Source organism: Vibrio sp. B1Z05, assembly GCF_052955985.1.
This window is the reverse complement of sequence record NZ_CP130463.1, coordinates 518,500-534,553: the sequence shown is the minus strand read 5'-3', so window position 1 is coordinate 534,553 and position 16,054 is coordinate 518,500. Positions and strand designations below refer to the sequence as shown.

At 42.7% G+C, this 16,054-nt stretch carries 16 protein-coding genes; 4 read left to right on the top strand and 12 right to left on the bottom strand.

All coding sequences use genetic code 11. The features are described 5' to 3' along the window. Positions 1-3: 3 nt before the first annotated feature. Together ribF and murJ are read right to left on the bottom strand one after the other, a co-directional pair. Positions 4-945: a bifunctional riboflavin kinase/FAD synthetase gene (gene ribF / locus QV280_RS02530; RefSeq protein WP_152822517.1), complete on the bottom strand. Its 942-nt coding sequence runs from the start codon at positions 943-945 to the stop codon at positions 4-6. Positions 946-1,067: 122 nt separating this feature from the next. Further along, entirely contained in the window at positions 1,068-2,627 is a 1,560-nt protein-coding gene (gene murJ, locus QV280_RS02525; RefSeq protein ID WP_023404750.1) for a murein biosynthesis integral membrane protein MurJ, read from the bottom strand. 312 nt (positions 2,628-2,939) lie between these two features. On the opposite strand from murJ, the gene rpsT reads away from it, so the two are divergent. Continuing rightward, the gene (gene rpsT, locus QV280_RS02520) at positions 2,940-3,200 is read left to right on the top strand and encodes a 30S ribosomal protein S20 (RefSeq protein ID WP_021714872.1); all 261 of its coding nucleotides are present in this window, start codon (positions 2,940-2,942) and stop codon (positions 3,198-3,200) included. Between the two features lie 107 nt (positions 3,201-3,307). Here the strand turns inward: rpsT and QV280_RS02515 are convergent, their stop codons facing one another. Both QV280_RS02515 and nhaR read right to left on the bottom strand, forming a co-directional pair. Further along, positions 3,308-3,604, bottom strand: coding sequence for an ArsR/SmtB family transcription factor (locus tag QV280_RS02515; protein ID WP_023404751.1), 297 nt, complete (start codon positions 3,602-3,604; stop codon positions 3,308-3,310). Between the two features lie 81 nt (positions 3,605-3,685). Continuing rightward, the gene (gene nhaR / locus QV280_RS02510) at positions 3,686-4,582 is read right to left on the bottom strand and encodes a transcriptional activator NhaR (RefSeq protein ID WP_152822514.1); all 897 of its coding nucleotides are present in this window, start codon (positions 4,580-4,582) and stop codon (positions 3,686-3,688) included. A gap of 343 nt (positions 4,583-4,925) precedes the next feature. Here nhaR and QV280_RS02505 point away from each other — a divergent pair, with 343 nt between their 5' ends. Next, the gene (locus QV280_RS02505; RefSeq protein ID WP_152822511.1) at positions 4,926-6,074 is read left to right on the top strand and encodes a Na/Pi symporter; all 1,149 of its coding nucleotides are present in this window, start codon (positions 4,926-4,928) and stop codon (positions 6,072-6,074) included. A gap of 89 nt (positions 6,075-6,163) precedes the next feature. Here QV280_RS02505 and QV280_RS02500 read toward each other — a convergent pair whose 3' ends face one another. From QV280_RS02500 to rppH, 6 genes are all read right to left on the bottom strand, one after another. After that, a complete protein-coding gene (locus tag QV280_RS02500; RefSeq protein ID WP_152822507.1) occupies positions 6,164-7,153 on the bottom strand; it encodes a Solitary outer membrane autotransporter beta-barrel domain in 990 nt (329 codons plus the stop codon). A gap of 117 nt (positions 7,154-7,270) precedes the next feature. Further along, positions 7,271-8,122, bottom strand: coding sequence for a thymidylate synthase (locus QV280_RS02495; RefSeq protein WP_152822504.1), 852 nt, complete (start codon positions 8,120-8,122; stop codon positions 7,271-7,273). Next, the gene (gene lgt / locus QV280_RS02490; RefSeq protein WP_152822501.1) at positions 8,122-8,958 is read right to left on the bottom strand and encodes a prolipoprotein diacylglyceryl transferase; all 837 of its coding nucleotides are present in this window, start codon (positions 8,956-8,958) and stop codon (positions 8,122-8,124) included. The genes QV280_RS02495 and lgt overlap by 1 nt, the downstream gene beginning before the upstream one ends. A gap of 22 nt (positions 8,959-8,980) precedes the next feature. Further along, complete coding sequence (locus QV280_RS02485; RefSeq protein ID WP_261824222.1) at positions 8,981-9,775, bottom strand: sulfite exporter TauE/SafE family protein; 795 nt, start codon at positions 9,773-9,775, stop codon at positions 8,981-8,983. Positions 9,776-9,777: 2 nt separating this feature from the next. Next, positions 9,778-12,033: a phosphoenolpyruvate--protein phosphotransferase gene (gene ptsP, locus QV280_RS02480; protein WP_152822496.1), complete on the bottom strand. Its 2,256-nt coding sequence runs from the start codon at positions 12,031-12,033 to the stop codon at positions 9,778-9,780. 12 nt (positions 12,034-12,045) lie between these two features. Beyond that, complete coding sequence (gene rppH / locus QV280_RS02475) at positions 12,046-12,564, bottom strand: RNA pyrophosphohydrolase (protein WP_023404758.1); 519 nt, start codon at positions 12,562-12,564, stop codon at positions 12,046-12,048. Between the two features lie 614 nt (positions 12,565-13,178). On the opposite strand from rppH, the gene mutH reads away from it, so the two are divergent. Further along, complete coding sequence (gene mutH / locus QV280_RS02470; RefSeq protein ID WP_447026260.1) at positions 13,179-13,856, top strand: DNA mismatch repair endonuclease MutH; 678 nt, start codon at positions 13,179-13,181, stop codon at positions 13,854-13,856. A gap of 10 nt (positions 13,857-13,866) precedes the next feature. On the opposite strand, the gene QV280_RS02465 is transcribed toward mutH, so the two are convergent. Together QV280_RS02465 and QV280_RS02460 are read right to left on the bottom strand one after the other, a co-directional pair. After that, on the bottom strand, positions 13,867-14,178 hold the full coding sequence (locus QV280_RS02465; RefSeq protein ID WP_152822494.1) for a DUF6482 family protein: 312 nt from the start codon (positions 14,176-14,178) through the stop codon (positions 13,867-13,869). Between the two features lie 114 nt (positions 14,179-14,292). After that, entirely contained in the window at positions 14,293-15,204 is a 912-nt protein-coding gene (locus tag QV280_RS02460; RefSeq protein ID WP_152822492.1) for a hydrogen peroxide-inducible genes activator, read from the bottom strand. Between the two features lie 192 nt (positions 15,205-15,396). On the opposite strand from QV280_RS02460, the gene QV280_RS02455 reads away from it, so the two are divergent. Further along, positions 15,397-16,005, top strand: coding sequence for a peroxiredoxin C (locus tag QV280_RS02455; protein WP_023404762.1), 609 nt, complete (start codon positions 15,397-15,399; stop codon positions 16,003-16,005). The last annotated feature ends 49 nt before the right edge of the window (positions 16,006-16,054 follow it).

Below are 16,054 nucleotides of genomic sequence, written 5' to 3'. Positions count from 1 at the left end.
TCGTTAAGTCAATGCTTCCCTGTGCTGCTGCAACCACACCCGAGCTGCCTCAGCATCTAATTCTATTTGAGTTTTAAGTGCTTCAAAGGAAGGAAATTTCACTTCTTCTCGCAACTTGTGTAATAAGCAAACTTCTAATTGTTTGCCGTATAAATCTTTTGCTAGTTCAAAAAAATGAACTTCAAGTTGTTGTCGTACGCCGTTTACCGTAGGTCTTTGACCGACATTGGCAACGCCACCAACCATTTTTCCATCAATGTTAGCTTCAACGACATAAACGCCAGAGACAGGTGACACGGTACGTTTTAATGGGATGTTAGCAGTAGGAAAACCTATGGTTCTTCCTAGCTTACGACCGTGCGAAACACGTCCACTAATACTGTAATGTCGGCCTAGCATGGATTTGGCTTGTGTTAGTTCGTCTTGCCCTAAAGCCTCACGAATTGCTGTGCTACTGACCCTTTCTGTGTTCAAACAGAAACTTTCAGTACTCACAACCTCAAATCCATACTCTTTTCCTGCTTGTTGCAGCATAGAAAAGTCACCTTGTCGCTTACGTCCAAAGCGAAAGTCATCACCTACCACGAGAAACTTAACACCAAGCTTATCCACCAGCAGATCTTTAATAAACTGCTCCGGTGGAAGCCCCGCAAAGCGTTGACTAAAATTCACACAAAGAAGACGTTCAAGATTGAGCTTACTCAACTGCACATATTTATCGCGCAAACGAGTCAGCCTAGCCGGCGCCTTGCTTTGCAAGAATAGCTCTAAAGGCTGTGGTTCAAAAGTCATCACCACAGCCGGAAGACCAAGCGCTTCAGCTTTTTGTTGTACTTGCTTCAAGACCGTCTGATGCCCTAGATGGACACCATCAAAGTTACCTATGGTCAAGACACATCCCTGATGTTCGGGACGTATGTTATGGCTACCTCGGATAAGATGCATGTAACGCGTTAAAACCTAACCTTCTTAGTCTACAGGGTCTAAAATCCCTAAACTGGCAAATTATATACCGAAAACTCTTACATATGCTAGCAACGCGAAGAGTAGATTTATTTTGCATTCTTTTACATGTTGGCTTTCAAGTGTTTAAGACGTATTCCAAGCACCAATGCGGTGATTAAATACGCTAATGCACCGACACCAATCATACTAACCAACTCAATCACTCTTTGCGTTAAAGACATTGCCAGCCAAGCATCTATCGGTTTGAGTAGATAGCTGATCGCCAACACCATAGCGATACCCGCCAAGGCCACTTTCACTATATAGACCACAGTTTGACGAGTGAGTCGATACACTTGTGCTTTATGCAGACCGCGATATAACAGCCCCATATTAATAAGAGCAGACAGCGCCGTCGCCATTGCTAAACCGACATAACCGTAATGCCATGCAAAAATAACGTTAAACACCATATTGGTGGTCATTGCGATAATGCCGTAGCGCACAGGAGTTTTGGTATCTTGGCGAGAGTAATAACCCGGAGCCAGTACCTTAATCAACATGAAGTTCAATAAGCCAGAAGCGTAAGCAATCAAAGAGTATGACGATTGTAATACTTCATGAATGCCAAACTCACCGCGCATAAAGAGCACCATCAACATAGGTTTTGCCAGCACGATTAAGCCAAGCATGGCCGGTAGCCCAAGCAATAACACCATACGAATGCCCCAATCCATAGTGGCGGCAAAACCTTGGCTGTGAGCATCAACGTGCTTGCGTGACAGAGCCGGCAAGATAACTGTAGCAATAGCAATGCCAAACAAGCCTAGAGGGAATTCCAGTAATCTATCCGAATAATAAAGCCAACTGATAGAACCGGTTTGCAAGAAACTGGCAATAAAGGTATCCAGTAGCAGGTTTATTTGACTGACCGATACCCCAAATAATGCAGGGATCATTAAAGTGCGGATTCTGACTACGCCAGGATCTCGCCATCCCCATTTAGGCTTAACCAATACTCCTTCTTTAATTAAGAAAGGTAACTGGAAGAAGAACTGCACTAAACCACCCAGAAAAACACCGATGGCTAAACCAATTTCTGGATTGGCTAAACGTGGCGCGATCATAGTAGCGGCAAAAATGATCATCACATTCAAAAATACAGGCGTAAAAGACGAAACCGCAAACTTGCCTAAGGTATTTAATATGGAACCTGACAGTGCCACAAAGGTAATGAACCAAAGATAAGGAAAAGTGATTTTTAGCATCAGGCTGGCCATTTCAAACTTTTCAGCCGACGGACCACCCCTTAACCAATCTAAAAACCAACCTGTACCAAAAATGGCCGTCACTACACCAGAGCCCAAGATACCGCACACAGTCACTATGCTGACGATAACCCCTAAAGTACCGGATACTTTGGCGATGAGTTGTCGAGTTTCATCCATATCACCTTTGGAGTGATATTCGGTAAGTACAGGAACGAAGGCTTGTGAAAATGCCCCTTCGGCAAATAAACGTCTTAAAAAATTAGGGATCTTGTTGGCAAAGAAAAACACATCAGCACTTGCTCCCGCCCCCATAAGGTTGGCAACAACAACGTCCCGAACCAACCCCAACACACGAGAAACTAATGTCATGGCGCTTACAATAGCACCTGACTTGAGAAGGCCTTTACTCACTTTTATTCCTTAATTATATAAAACTATGTTTTTAGCGTGCGCTTAGCAAAGGCACAGCCTATCAGAATCAGACTCTAACACATCGACTCTAACACATTGATAAAAGCAGTTTACTTGAAGTAACTTAGGTTGAGTGTAGATCTACTATCAAAATGCTGTTAGAATCCCCGCCATCTTAACCGTGTTAACCTATCTAAACAAAATTACATTGTTTTAGATGAGTTTTCGCACAAATCAATTGACTTTCGGTTATCAAAAAGGCATTCTCCACGACCTTATATTGTTACCGAACAAGTTTTGGGAGTTAGACCCTTGGCAAACAGTAAATCTGCTAAGAAGCGCGCTATCCAGGCTGAGAAACGTCGTCAGCACAATGCTAGCCGTCGTTCTATGATGCGCACTTACATGAAAAAAACTATCGCAGCTATCGAAGCTGGTGATAAAGAAGCTGCAACTGCTGAACTAGCAGCTGTTGCACCGATCCTAGATCGCGCAGCGACTAAAGGCCTTATTCATAAGAATAAAGCTGCACGTCATAAAGCACGCTTCTCTGCTGCAATCAAAGCTCTTTAATTAGAACTTCGATTCAGAAATAAAAAACCGGCTTCTGCCGGTTTTTTTGTCTCTTTTTTTTGAGCATGTCAAAAACAACCTTTCCTCACCCTCTCTGGTGATTCTGATTATTCAGAACAATACATCTCATGCAGCAGATGAATCATACGCTTCACTTCAGTACTGCTTAACGAGTAATACACAGTTTGTGCTTCTTTACGAGTGGCCACCAAACCATCGCGTCTTAGCCATGCTAAATGTTGAGATAATGCAGACTGGCTAAGATCCAATTGTTGGCATAGTTCTCCTACAGACAACTCTCTATCGTGCAACATACACAAAATAAAAAGACGTCTCTCATTCGCCATCGCTTTTAATAGCAACACGGCTTTAGGAGAGTTTTTTTCCATTGCTTTCAAATTCATAAGATATTTGTAGTCATACATTTTAGCGAATAGATAAAGCCTACGCCTGACACAAGCAAAGTTAAACCTCTACTCTTGAAATTAATGAAAAATTTTGGAGAAATCAGCATCACAAACACTTTTTACTGCAGGGTGTTGAATCATTCTCTCTGCAAATATGACGTAGTACTCTTCTTTTAAGGCTTCTATTTCGGCAATGCGGTGAAATAAAGGCACTCCCGATGGATTACCTTTGTAAGGATAACGAGTTGGTGCAATGAATACCGTTTCTGGATGCGTTTCAGCAAATGCCTTCATTAAGGCAAAGTCATCAAACTCGCCCAATATGGTTGGCTGAAAACCTTGTCTGTCGCACCATTCGGTTACTTTTCTGCCCATTGAAGTTCTTGAACCTGGGATAAGTAACCGATAGTTTTCCAAGTTTGGCCAAAACTCAGCTTCATCTAGCGGTGTTGCTGAACAAAAGCTCATTCCACACTCACCTAATTTTTTACTGTATAAGCCGGCATTTTGCGAAGAATCGATAGGACAATCTGACAGAATCATATCCAACTTGTGTTGTGATAACTGCTCCAACAGTAATTCATGAGTTGATTCATAACATCGAAGGTGGATATTGCCATCATCAGGGACGGTAGTAGAAAGGATTTGGCTGACTAAGCTTTTAGAAAGCGCATCTGCAACCCCTACTTCAAACAATAAGTTCGCTCTTTGACTATAATTAACGATATCCAGCATTTCATAACTCAAGTCATACATTCTATCTGCATACTTAAACACTAACTGGCCCAACTCAGTGGGCTCAATGCTTCTACCATTACGTTTGGTTAATTTACCATTAAGACGTTGCTCTAATGCTTTTATTTGCCCAGTAACGGTTTGCGGAGTCAAAAATAGCGCATCAGCGGCTTTTGTTAACGAGCCTTGTTTGCAGACCATCCAAAAATAATAGAGATGATTGTAATTGAGATGCGACATATCCGATCCTTTAGCTACATTAATAATTAAGGGTAAAAAGCGTTAAATTTCGATAATACCGAAGTAAAATTAAAGCAAGATGACAATCTTGTCACATTAATATTTGGAACAGATCAATATTTAACACTAAAGTTGTTCAAGAAAGTGTCATAACCCTATTTAGCCCTAAAATAAATTCTATACAAAACAATAACTTAATGAAACAACACAGCTACGCAAACGCTTGCGTAGGCATAAATGCAAAAAAGCATTTTTTTACTGAGCTGTAATATAACTGAAATATAAGTTATCTAAACTCGCCAACAGTTGATTAAAAGCCTAGATAAAGGCCCGGAGAAAACAAATGAACAACCAAGCACCTTCAGTTTCAGCACTATCCGCTAGCAAGACTAGTTGGCTACGTTGGGCTAACTTGGCTTTCATGCTGTACCTACTTCTTGTATCGGTTTCCATGGTAGGCAGCGGCTTTAAAATGGCTTCTGGTGAACATGCAAAAACACTATTTGATTTTGCTTCACACCCAGTAGCGGGTCTAATGATTGGTCTAGTTGCAACAGCACTTATTCAATCATCAAGTACAGTAACCTCCATCATTGTTGGCTTAGTGGCTGGCGGACTTCCAGTTGGCATCGCAATACCTATGGTTATGGGTGCAAACATCGGTACCACTGTCACCAATACTTTAGTTAGCCTTGGTCACCTGCGTTGTAAAGAAGAGTTCAAACGCGCGTTTGCTAGTGCAACCGTACACGACTTCTTTAACTTACTGGCCGTCTTTATCTTCCTACCACTTGAAATGATGTTTGGTATCTTTGGTAAGCTATCAGCTTGGCTAGTAGCGCCTCTAATGGGCACTGGCGACCTAAACATGGGTGCATTCAACTTTATCAAGCCATTAACCAAACCTCTTATAGGCATGGTTCAAGAGCCTCTGACAGCTTTCGGTCCTATCGTGGCTGGTGTAAGCATGATTATCTTAGGTATCGCAACCATCATCATCTCTATTACCATCATGGGTAAACTGATGAAGAGCCTAATGGTAGGTCGTGCTCGTGAAATTCTTAAAAATGCCATTGGACGTGGTCCACTACACGGTATTTTCTCTGGCTCTGTAGTTACTGTCCTTGTTCAGTCTTCTTCAACAACAACCAGTTTGATGGTTCCTCTAGTGGGCTCTGGTGTATTGAAAGTACGTGATGTTTATCCATTTACTCTAGGGGCTAACATTGGTACTTGTATTACCGCACTGCTAGCCGCTACAGCTGTGACGGGTGAGTTTGCGATATTTGCTCTGCAAATTGCGTTGGTACACCTGCTATTCAACATTGCAGCGACTGTATTTATTTTCGGAATTCCATTCTTGCGCGAGCTACCTTTGAAAGGTGCCGATTGGATTTCAACAATGGCGATTAAAAACAAAGCCGTTGTGGCTGGATACTTAATTGCCGTGTTTGTTCTTATGCCAGGTACAGTGATTGCGCTAACCTCATAACAACAGATTACTCAGCTATTAAAAACGGCCTACTTCCTCTTGATATCAAGTTGAAGTAGGCCGTTTTTTTATTTGGTTTGTATCAACGACTACTCATTGTAGAAAAATACTAAAGCGCCGCCTTTCAAAGAACTGCCATAGTTAAGGCTAAGCCCGATTCCTACGTTATAAACCAATGAAGAGTAGTCACTGGTATCAATCACCCACCCCACGCTGTATTCCCCATAATGTGTTGTATCTAGAGGATCTCTTAAATCTCCGCCAACATCGATGCGCCGAGCTCGAAAGAGCAGATCTTGCTTTCGATTTCCCCATGGGCTGAGGTGATACTTATATTGCAAACCGTTCATAATGCGCCAGCCTTCAGGTGTTGCATTGGCAGTGCCTATGCTCCCGCCAAAACTGCGTCCCCAAAAGTAGTGATATTCACTATTAAAACGAAGCTCGCCCCCTCCAAGCGCTTTGGTATAAATAACATCAAGCTGTGGCTCGGCTACCCACGCATTGGAAGAGCCATTAATCACTGAGGCAATACCTTCTTCCCTAATGAAGTCACTGGCTGGGCTATTCGCGGTAAACTCATTGTTGTAGTGCATCAAGTGCAAGCCAGAACCCACAAAGAGCTGCCATTGTTCAGACAGCTGATAACCTAACGAATACTCAGCATAACCTGCTAGCACCTTATCCTTGTTTTTATCCGTCTCCCAATCCTCCAGCCCGCTGAATCGCTCATAGGAGATATCTCGACTTAGCTCCAAATAGGCCGCACGTAGCTTTAAACGATGTAACCAAAGGCTATTGTCACCCTTAAATAAAAATGAAATGGGTAGAGAGGTCGCGGCGATTCTACGACGAGTATCTATCGCTTCTTGGCCACCAAAGTCGGGATTATCGGTGCCAAATATCTTATTGGGATCGAAATTGCCAAAACCTATGGTAATTAATTCACTGTCGGTAAGGACTAAGGTAGTTGAGTAAATATCAGATAAGTATTTATCTGGATCAATGAGGCTAGCGAGTGCCGTTTCAGAACAAGCTAATGTACTAACAGCAAGAGGAATGTAACGTCCATATTTCATATTCAAATAACTCTATCCACTGAGTGATTGACGTAAAAAAGGGCTAATACCTAAATATTAGCCCTATATGAAATAATTTTTTAAATTCAGAGAGATAAAATCAAATCTATGCTCTTTTTACACCGAGAATGGATACTTGATGGCAGGATGTGATTCATACCCTTCCACAGAGAAGTCATCCATTGTCACCCAAGTTTCTAAATCTTCTAACGTTTTGATCTCTGGGTTAATGATGAACTTAGGTGCATTAAGAGGTTCACGATGCAATTGTACATCACGCATCAACTCCAGTTGATCCTCATAAATATGCGCATTCACTATTTTGTGGTACGCCACACCGGCTTTCTTGCCCGTGATTTGAGCCATGATAGCCAAAAACGCATATACCTGAACCATATTAAAGTTCAGCCCTAGAGGGACATCACAAGAGCGCTGAGTGCTGTTTAAATACAGAGTATCACCAAGCAATGAAAAGTGATGGCTGTACATGCACGGACGCAAACAGCCCATGTGGAATTCACCTGGGTTGTAAAAGTTAAGGATCTCTCCTCGGTCGTCCACGCCTTTAGTTAAGTCATCAACAATTTTACGTAATTGGTCAATGTGCCCACCATCTGGTTTAGCCCACTGACGACCTTGAACGCCATACACGCGCCCCATGTCGTCTTCACCTTTACGGAATTTATTGTCTAACCAAGCTTGGTTAAGATTGGCATTGGCATCCCATGTTTTAGTGCCAATAGCGCGGAACTGCTCAGCATTATCGTAGCCACGAATATAACCGATTAACTCAGCAACAGCCGCTTTCCAGAAGCTCTTACGAGTGGTCACCAAAGGAAACGCATTGTTAGCAACATCATAAGTTAAATCAGCATTAATCACCGTAAGGCAGCGTTTGCCTGTACGTTCATTTTCAATCCAATGACCTTCATCAACAATGCGACGACATAAGTTTAGATACTGTTTCATTACTTATTATCCTTAGCTTCGTTGGCAGAAGTGCTCTCCAAAGATTTAGAGTTGTACTTGTATGCCCAGAAGATCATAGCCGCGCCAATAAGAATCATTGGCGACGATAAGATCTGCCCCATTGAAATCCAGTCACCAAACAGTCCAAGTTGCGCATCAGGTTCTCTGAAGTATTCAACAATGAAGCGGAACGTACCGTACCCCATCAAGAATAATCCCGACACTGCGCCTGCCGGTCTCGGCTTGCGGATAAAGAAGTTCAAGATAAGCAGTAGCACAAAGCCTTCTAGGAAAGCTTCATAAAGCTGTGAAGGGTGTCTTGGTAAGTAGCCACCTGATGGGAACATTACTGCCCATGGCACGTCTGTTACTCGTCCCCAAAGCTCATCATTCATGAAGTTACCAATGCGACCTACCCCAAGACCAAATGGGATCAGCGGTGCAATGAAATCAGCCACACCAAAGAAAGTGCGTTTGTTGCGATAGGCGTAATAAGCCATCGCAGAAATAACGCCCAGCAGACCACCATGGAAGGACATGCCTCCGGTCCACACTTCAAATAGATACAATGGGTTATCAAGGAACAAACCGAAGTTATAGAACACAACGTAACCGATGCGTCCACCAACCACTACCCCTAGAAAACCTAAGAATAATAAATCGGATACCTGTTCACGGTTCCAGCCACTGTTTGGCTTATCTGCGCGACGATTGGCAAGCCACATAGCGAAAGCAAAACCAATCAGGTACATCAACCCATACCAGCGAATCGAAATTGGACCAATGGCTAGTAGCACAGGATCAATATGAGGGTAAGTGAGAAATCCTTGATTCATAAAATCTTCTTAGCGTTAATCATTAAAAGAAAAGCATTCGTATCGCTATCACTAATAGCAATACGGAAAATATTTTTTTGAGCGTTGGTGTCGGTAAGACATTGGTTAACCGAACACCAATCCTACTAGTTAGCACAGAGCTAGAGGCAATAGCAAATAATGCAGGCAAATACACGTAACCGACACTGTGCGCTGGCAGTACATCAGAGCCTGAGCCATGCAAGATAAAACCTAGCATTCCAGAGGCCGCCAATATCATACTGCAAAACGATGATGTGCCTACCGCCTTGCGCATTTCTATCCCTCGTCGGTTTAGAAACGGCACTAATAATGAGCCACCACCAATACCAGCAAGGCTTGAGATAGTACCGATCGTAGCTCCAGAGATAAAGGTATTTGTTACGCCAATGTGGCCTTTAGCGGCCGTGGCTTTGATTGATGTAAACATACGAATCGACAAACACAAAACAATACAGCCAAATATTGGCGGCAAGTAATCACTTGGCACTCGCTCAGCAATAAAGCTGCCACCAAAACCACCAGCAATGACGCCGGGAATAAGAAACTTTGCGACAAACATATCAACGTTGTTGGCCCGATAATGATTGAGAGCCGATGAGCCAGAGGTGAGGATGATACAAGCCAAAGAGGTCGCCAACGCCATTTGCATCGCAATCGCCGCTTTAATGCCAAACATCGGCAGCAAAAACAGCAAAGCAGGCACGATAATCAAACCGCCGCCTATGCCAAGTAATCCCGCTAACACTCCAACAAATGCACCAATCAGCACCAATACTGCAATTAATTCAATGGTAATCATTAATGTTTTCCAGGGCGCACAAAACCGGCTAAGCCTCGATGTTCAAGGTATTCAAAGGCCAACTTGTGTACCTCTGACGCGTAAGATTGACTGGTCGCGACATTAGCCAAGGCCTTTAGATCCTCTAAATTAGATTGTCGAATAACATACTTTATGTTGGCGACGTTTGCAGAGCTCATACTCAATTGTGTAAATCCTAATCCTAGTAGCATCAGCACCCCAATCGGGTCCCCTGCTAATTCGCCACACACTGAAACCGGTAGATTGGCATCTTCACACGCGACTTGTATTTGCTTTAATGCCAACAACACCGCAGGGTGAACTACTTCGTACAGTTCCGATACCTGACTATTATTACGATCAACAGCAAGTAAGTATTGAGTGAGATCATTGGTACCGACAGAAACAAAGTCAATTCGCTTCGCAATCGCCGGTAATAAGTAAATCATGGACGGTACTTCGAGCATTATTCCCACTTTAGGCTTTTTCACCTGCGGATAAGTCAAAGCAACCTCATGGTAAGCTTGCGCTATCAAGGAAAGGGAAGAATCTAATTCTGGCGTACCCGAAACCATAGGCAGTAAAATATTGAGCTCATTTTTCTGCCCAATACTGGCCCTCATCATCGCCCGTACTTGGATTAAAAAGATATCTGGATGATCTAAAGTAAAACGAATGCCCCGCCAGCCTAAAAATGGGTTTTCTTCTTCCATCGGAAAATACGGCAATGATTTATCACCACCAACATCTAAGGTGCGCATGACCACAGGCTTATCTTGTGAGTAAGCCAGCACCTTTTGATAGGTTTCCACTTGCTCATCTTCGGAAGGGAAAGCTTGTTTCACAATGAAGGAGATTTCGGTGCGGTATAAACCAATACCATCAATGACATCATTTAAGAAATAACTGACGTCAATGCCTAATCCTGTATTGAGCAAGATGGTGATCGGTGCTTTATCTAACGTAATCGCCGGCAGGCAAACTTCAGATTCAACCATAGAACGAACTTCTTGCTCTTCACTCAATAGTTGTTGGTACTCGGACATCTCCTGATAGGTCGGGTGAATCAGCACCTCACCGTTATACCCATCTAAGATAATCACTTTATCATCGTCAATCCCTTTCAGATTTGGACCGATGACCGAGGGAATACCTAAAGCGCGCGATAAAATGGCCGCGTGTGAGTTCACGCCACCTTGTACTGAAACCACGCCTAATAGCATTTCCCGTGGCACAGAAGCGAGCAAAGTTGTAGTGAGTTCATTCACCACAAAGATCACCGGTTTATCAAGTTTTACTTCCTGAACCTGAGAATGATTAAGGAAGTACAACAAACGCTGACCTAACTCACGCACATCTTGCGAGCGTTGCTGCAAGTAGATATCACTCATGCGAGCAAAGTGATTAGAATAACGCTCAATCACTTGTCGCAAAGCCCAGTCTGCGGTATCCCCTTTTTCTATTTGCGAGAGTAAATCCCCTCTTAATTTGGGATCATTGAGCAAGTGGGTAAATAAATCAAAAATAGCCAGCGCATCTTTATTGAGATCGCTATCGAGCTGTTTTCTGAGGCGGCGAAATTCTTTTAACGCACTTTCAACCGCAACTAATAGCCATTCTTTGTCTTTTTCAACATCCACCGCAGAGGCAGGTGATACATCACTCAGCAAAGGCTCATCGTTACCGCGCCAAATAGGACCAATCGCAATCCCATTACACGCCGATAAGCCAGTCACGATATTGCCGGCACCTCTGCGCTCTTGCAGTAACCAGTTCCCCTGTTGCTGCTCACTGACAATCAACACCGCCAATTGCGCGGCCAGAGTCACTAAGAAAGATTCTTCGATATCACTAAATAGGCGAGGTTTTTTTTGTTGAATCACCACAACACCTAAAATGCGTTTGCGGTGAACAATTGGCGTGGCGAGAAAGGCTTGATAAAGCTCTTCGCCAAGTTGCGGGAAATATTTAAAATCGGGATGCAGTGAGGCTTTAGCTATATTTAAAGGTTCAGCGGTTCTATGAACTAAACCCACTAAGCCTTCTTGAAAACCAATATGTAAGCGCTCACCAGAAAAAGTCAGCCCCTTGGTTGCCATTAACTCAAGGCGCTGCTTTTGATGATTAGAAAGATAGATAGTGCAACATTCGCTATTTATCGCATCACAGGTGCGTTTAACAAACACCTCAAGTGCTTGATGTATGTCTTCGACCCGAGATACGTGCTCAACTATATCCCTTAGTTGATTCAGCATTATAGTGCCCTACTACCCTTTTCGGTTTTTGCGTTTTCGGTTCTGCTTTCGATCTTTGAACGGCATCGCAAATGAAGCAAATTCCTTCATTGCTCTACGGTAGACATCTCTTTTAAAGGAGACTACTTGTCTCACTGGATACCAAAAGCTTACCCAGCGCCATCCATCAAATTCTGGAGTAGGTCCTCTTTGCATATTAATTTGCGACTCATCGCATGTTAACTGCAATAAAAACCATTTTTGTTTTTGTCCGATACAGACAGGTTTGGAATCCCAACGCACTAATCGTTTTGGCAAGCGATAACGCAACCAGTGACGACTCGTAGTGACAATTTTTACATCTTCTTTGGTTAACCCGACCTCTTCATACAATTCTCGGTACATCGCCTGTTCAGGGGTTTCACCGTCGTCTATTCCACCTTGTGGAAATTGCCATGAATGTTGTCCGTATCGTTTAGCCCAGAGCACTTGACCGTGGTTGTTACATATTACGATTCCCACATTTAAGCGGTAACCATCGCCATCGATCACTGGCTAACCTCTACTGATAAATTTTATATGAGTCGATTTTTCCACAGATCCCCCAGTTGAGCAAATGCAACCTGAGTAAAAGTTGCGAAACTATGAAGCCAGAGGCGTCACTTTGGATAAAATACAATCAAAACTGGGTTTATCAACAGCCCCATTGAAATTAAGTGAGTTTATTCACTATATCTGTGAGTAACTTTGTGAGAAAAACTGAAACAATCGCTATTTGGATTATTTTTCGATCTTAAAGATAAGATAACGACATAGGTCACACTTTAATTATTCCCTTTAAAAACAACAATTAAGAATGCTTTTTCACCGATAAATACGTTTATAAAAATTGTTCATTATTTGATCCTTGAAGATCGAGTGAATATTAACCACAAATGCATTTATCCACACACCCAACGCATTCAGGCATAATTGGCAGGCTAAAACAAGCAAAAAACGTGACCTAAAAGCCTGTTTATTTATACATGATAATACCTTATTACAGATATTATTTCACAGCCTGTGGATAACCTTTAAATAAGCCCCTATTTGGTTTATAATTGCGCATTCCAATATCCTCAAATGATCTTTCGTCATTTAAGATCTTTCATCAGTTGGAGATCCCCGTGCAGATAGCACCTCCTAAAAGCGAGCAAGAGTTACTCAATCGAGCACAATCACTGGCTGGATACTCATTTTCAGAACTAGCAGAAGAAGCAGGTATTGCAGTACCAAAGGATCTTCGTCGTGATAAAGGTTGGGTCGGACAGTTAATTGAAAGGCATCTTGGCGCTGAAGCCGGCAGTCGTCCTGAACAAGATTTTGCCCATCTTGGCATTGAGCTAAAAACCATCCCTCTTAGCTATACAGGTAAACCTTTAGAAAGTACCTTTGTCTGCGTGGCGCCATTAACCGGGATCCATGGCCTCACTTGGCAACAAAGCCATATTCGACAAAAGCTGAGCAAGGTATTGTGGGTGCCAGTGGAAGGAGAAAGAGAACTGCCGCTCGGTGAGCGCCACGTAGGTTTTCCAAAACTGTGGACACCAACGCCAGTTCAAGAAGATCTATTGCGTGAAGATTGGGAAGAGCTAATGGAAATGATCGCAACGGGCCGCATCAATGAGATAAGTGCTAAACATGGGCAAGTGATGCAAATCCGCCCTAAGGCAGCGAATAGCCACGCGTTAACGGATGCCTATGGAGCAAGTGGTAAACATATAAAAACATTGCCAAGAGGGTTTTATCTTCGCAGTAACTTTACCCACTCTATATTGCTAGAACTCAATAACGTCGGTGAATAAAGAACAAGGTTCAGTAACTCTTTAGCGATAATTCAATATCATAGTAAGGCTGTCCCTCTAAAGTACCGCACTCGTCATACGCGTTGTGTAAACGTAAATAAGCACTGTCTAATCCCAACTTGATCAACTCTTCTTTAACCACTTCTAACGAGGCGAAAGACATTGGCTTATCGTCTTCACGAATCAGTTCAAGTTTATGTTTAAATTCAACCGCCAGTTGATAAGTTGACAGATCAGCACAGCCAATAACGAACACTTTTGGCACTTCCATATGCCGCTCGATATCAGCATGAATCCATTGGTCGAACTGATGTTTTTGCATGATAAACCCCCACTGCTCTTTTTCAGTAAAGACCACACACTTTATAGGATCAAATAAATAGTGGATCTTTCTGAAAAATAGCCGAGATATCAGCATTAGATATGGCGCGAATAATTACTTGTCTAAGAGTTTTTTTATCACTTGAGCCAATTGCATAAAGGTTTCAGTGCGGGTATTGCTTGGTCGCCAAACTAAGCCAATATCGCGATAAGCTTGTCGTCCAGGAGGATCAATCACTATTAAAGAGTGTTTGGCAAGTAAGCCGTGATCTATCGCCATTTGTGGAATAAAGGTAGTACCGAGTCCATTTGCCACCATCTGCACTAAAGTGTGTAAACTGGTGGCGGTAAAAGGATTAATCTTACTTTTCTCAGTCAAGTTACACGCCGATACCGCATGATCGGTTAAGCAATGCTCTCTCTCTAATAGAAACACGGACTCGTCAGGAAGATCGTCATAATGTAGCGGTATCTTAATACTGTTTACTTGCGACTCACTGATCACCATTTTAAATTGATCTCTGCCAACCACTTTGCTGGCTAAGTTACCAATATCCACAGGAAGCGCTAACACCAGCACATCTAGCTGACCATTTTGTAAGGCTGTTAATAAATTAGCTGTGGTATCTTCGCGCAGTAGCAAGGTGAGATCAGGAAAGCTCTCATTTACTTCCCGTACTAAGCCTCCCAATAAGAAAGGAGCAATAGTAGGGATCGCACCTAGCCGTAACTGCCCTTTCATTGCGCCGCCACAAGCCAGTTGCCCAAGAGCGGTAAGATCTTGGCTTTTGGTCAGCAGTTCACGACCTTGCTTGACCACCATGTCCCCCACATGGGTAAACACTAGCGCGCTTTTTTTATCTTGCTTCTCATATAAGGTACAGCCAAAGTGTTTTTCAAGATTTTGAATACCTTTACTTAACGTGGATTGGCTGACAAAACATTGCTGGGCTGCTTCGCCAAAGTGGCGTGTTTCATGTAAAGTGATCAAATAATGAAGCTGTTTTAAGCTGGGCCATTTATTCATGAAAAATTTTAAATTACCTATATAGATGCATGAGTTTGTGCGCGAGTTAACAATTTTTATACATCGCTTTTTTCGATTAACTCAATCTATTTAATTCGCTTTTTTCAATAGTATATTCTGTATTATAGTTTGTCTTGTAAAACATGGAACCGACCTGAAACTCAGGCACAATTACATATTTAGGAGCTCAAAATGGTATTAGTAGGCCGTCAAGCACCAGATTTCACAGCATCAGCTGTACTAGGCAACGGTGAAATCGTCGATAACTTTAACTTCGCAGAATTCACTAAAGGTAAGAAAGCGGTAGTTTTCTTCTACCCACTAGACTTCACTTTCGTATGTCCTTCAGAGTTGATCGCGTTCGACAACCGTTTCCAAGACTTCCAAGATAAAGGCGTTGAAGTAATCGGCGTATCTATCGATTCTCAGTTCTCTCACAACGCATGGCGTAACACTGCTATCGATGATGGCGGTATTGGTCAAGTTAAATACCCTCTTGTTGCTGATATCAAACATGAAATCTGCAAAGCATACGACGTTGAGCATCCAGAAGCTGGTGTTGCTTTCCGTGGTTCTTTCCTAATCGACGAAGATGGCCTAGTTCGCCACCAAGTAGTTAACGACCTTCCACTAGGCCGTAACATCGATGAAATGCTACGTATGGTTGACGCTCTAAACTTCCACCAAAAGAACGGTGAAGTTTGTCCAGCACAGTGGGAAGAAGGTAAAGCAGGTATGGACGCATCTCCAACAGGCGTTGCAGCATTCCTATCTGAACACGCTGAAGACCTAGGTAAATAATTTAAGTCTTACCACAGCAATAAAAAATTCTAAGCCAGTCAATGCTTTG

What these genes read in the sequence shown, in the direction of transcription:
- ribF (WP_152822517.1), bottom strand. Translation starts at nt 945, where the DNA reads ATGCATCTTATCCGAGGTAGCCATAACATACGTCCCGAACATCAGGGA.
- QV280_RS02515 (WP_023404751.1), bottom strand. Translation starts at nt 3,604, where the DNA reads ATGAATTTGAAAGCAATGGAAAAAAACTCTCCTAAAGCCGTGTTGCTA.
- nhaR (WP_152822514.1), bottom strand. Translation starts at nt 4,582, where the DNA reads ATGTCGCATCTCAATTACAATCATCTCTATTATTTTTGGATGGTCTGC.
- QV280_RS02505 (WP_152822511.1), top strand. Translation starts at nt 4,926, where the DNA reads ATGAACAACCAAGCACCTTCAGTTTCAGCACTATCCGCTAGCAAGACT.
- QV280_RS02500 (WP_152822507.1), bottom strand. Translation starts at nt 7,153, where the DNA reads ATGAAATATGGACGTTACATTCCTCTTGCTGTTAGTACATTAGCTTGT.
- QV280_RS02495 (WP_152822504.1), bottom strand. Translation starts at nt 8,122, where the DNA reads ATGAAACAGTATCTAAACTTATGTCGTCGCATTGTTGATGAAGGTCAT.
- lgt (WP_152822501.1), bottom strand. Translation starts at nt 8,958, where the DNA reads ATGAATCAAGGATTTCTCACTTACCCTCATATTGATCCTGTGCTACTA.
- ptsP (WP_152822496.1), bottom strand. Translation starts at nt 12,033, where the DNA reads ATGCTGAATCAACTAAGGGATATAGTTGAGCACGTATCTCGGGTCGAA.
- QV280_RS02465 (WP_152822494.1), bottom strand. Translation starts at nt 14,178, where the DNA reads ATGCAAAAACATCAGTTCGACCAATGGATTCATGCTGATATCGAGCGG.
- QV280_RS02460 (WP_152822492.1), bottom strand. Translation starts at nt 15,204, where the DNA reads ATGAATAAATGGCCCAGCTTAAAACAGCTTCATTATTTGATCACTTTA.
- QV280_RS02455 (WP_023404762.1), top strand. Translation starts at nt 15,397, where the DNA reads ATGGTATTAGTAGGCCGTCAAGCACCAGATTTCACAGCATCAGCTGTA.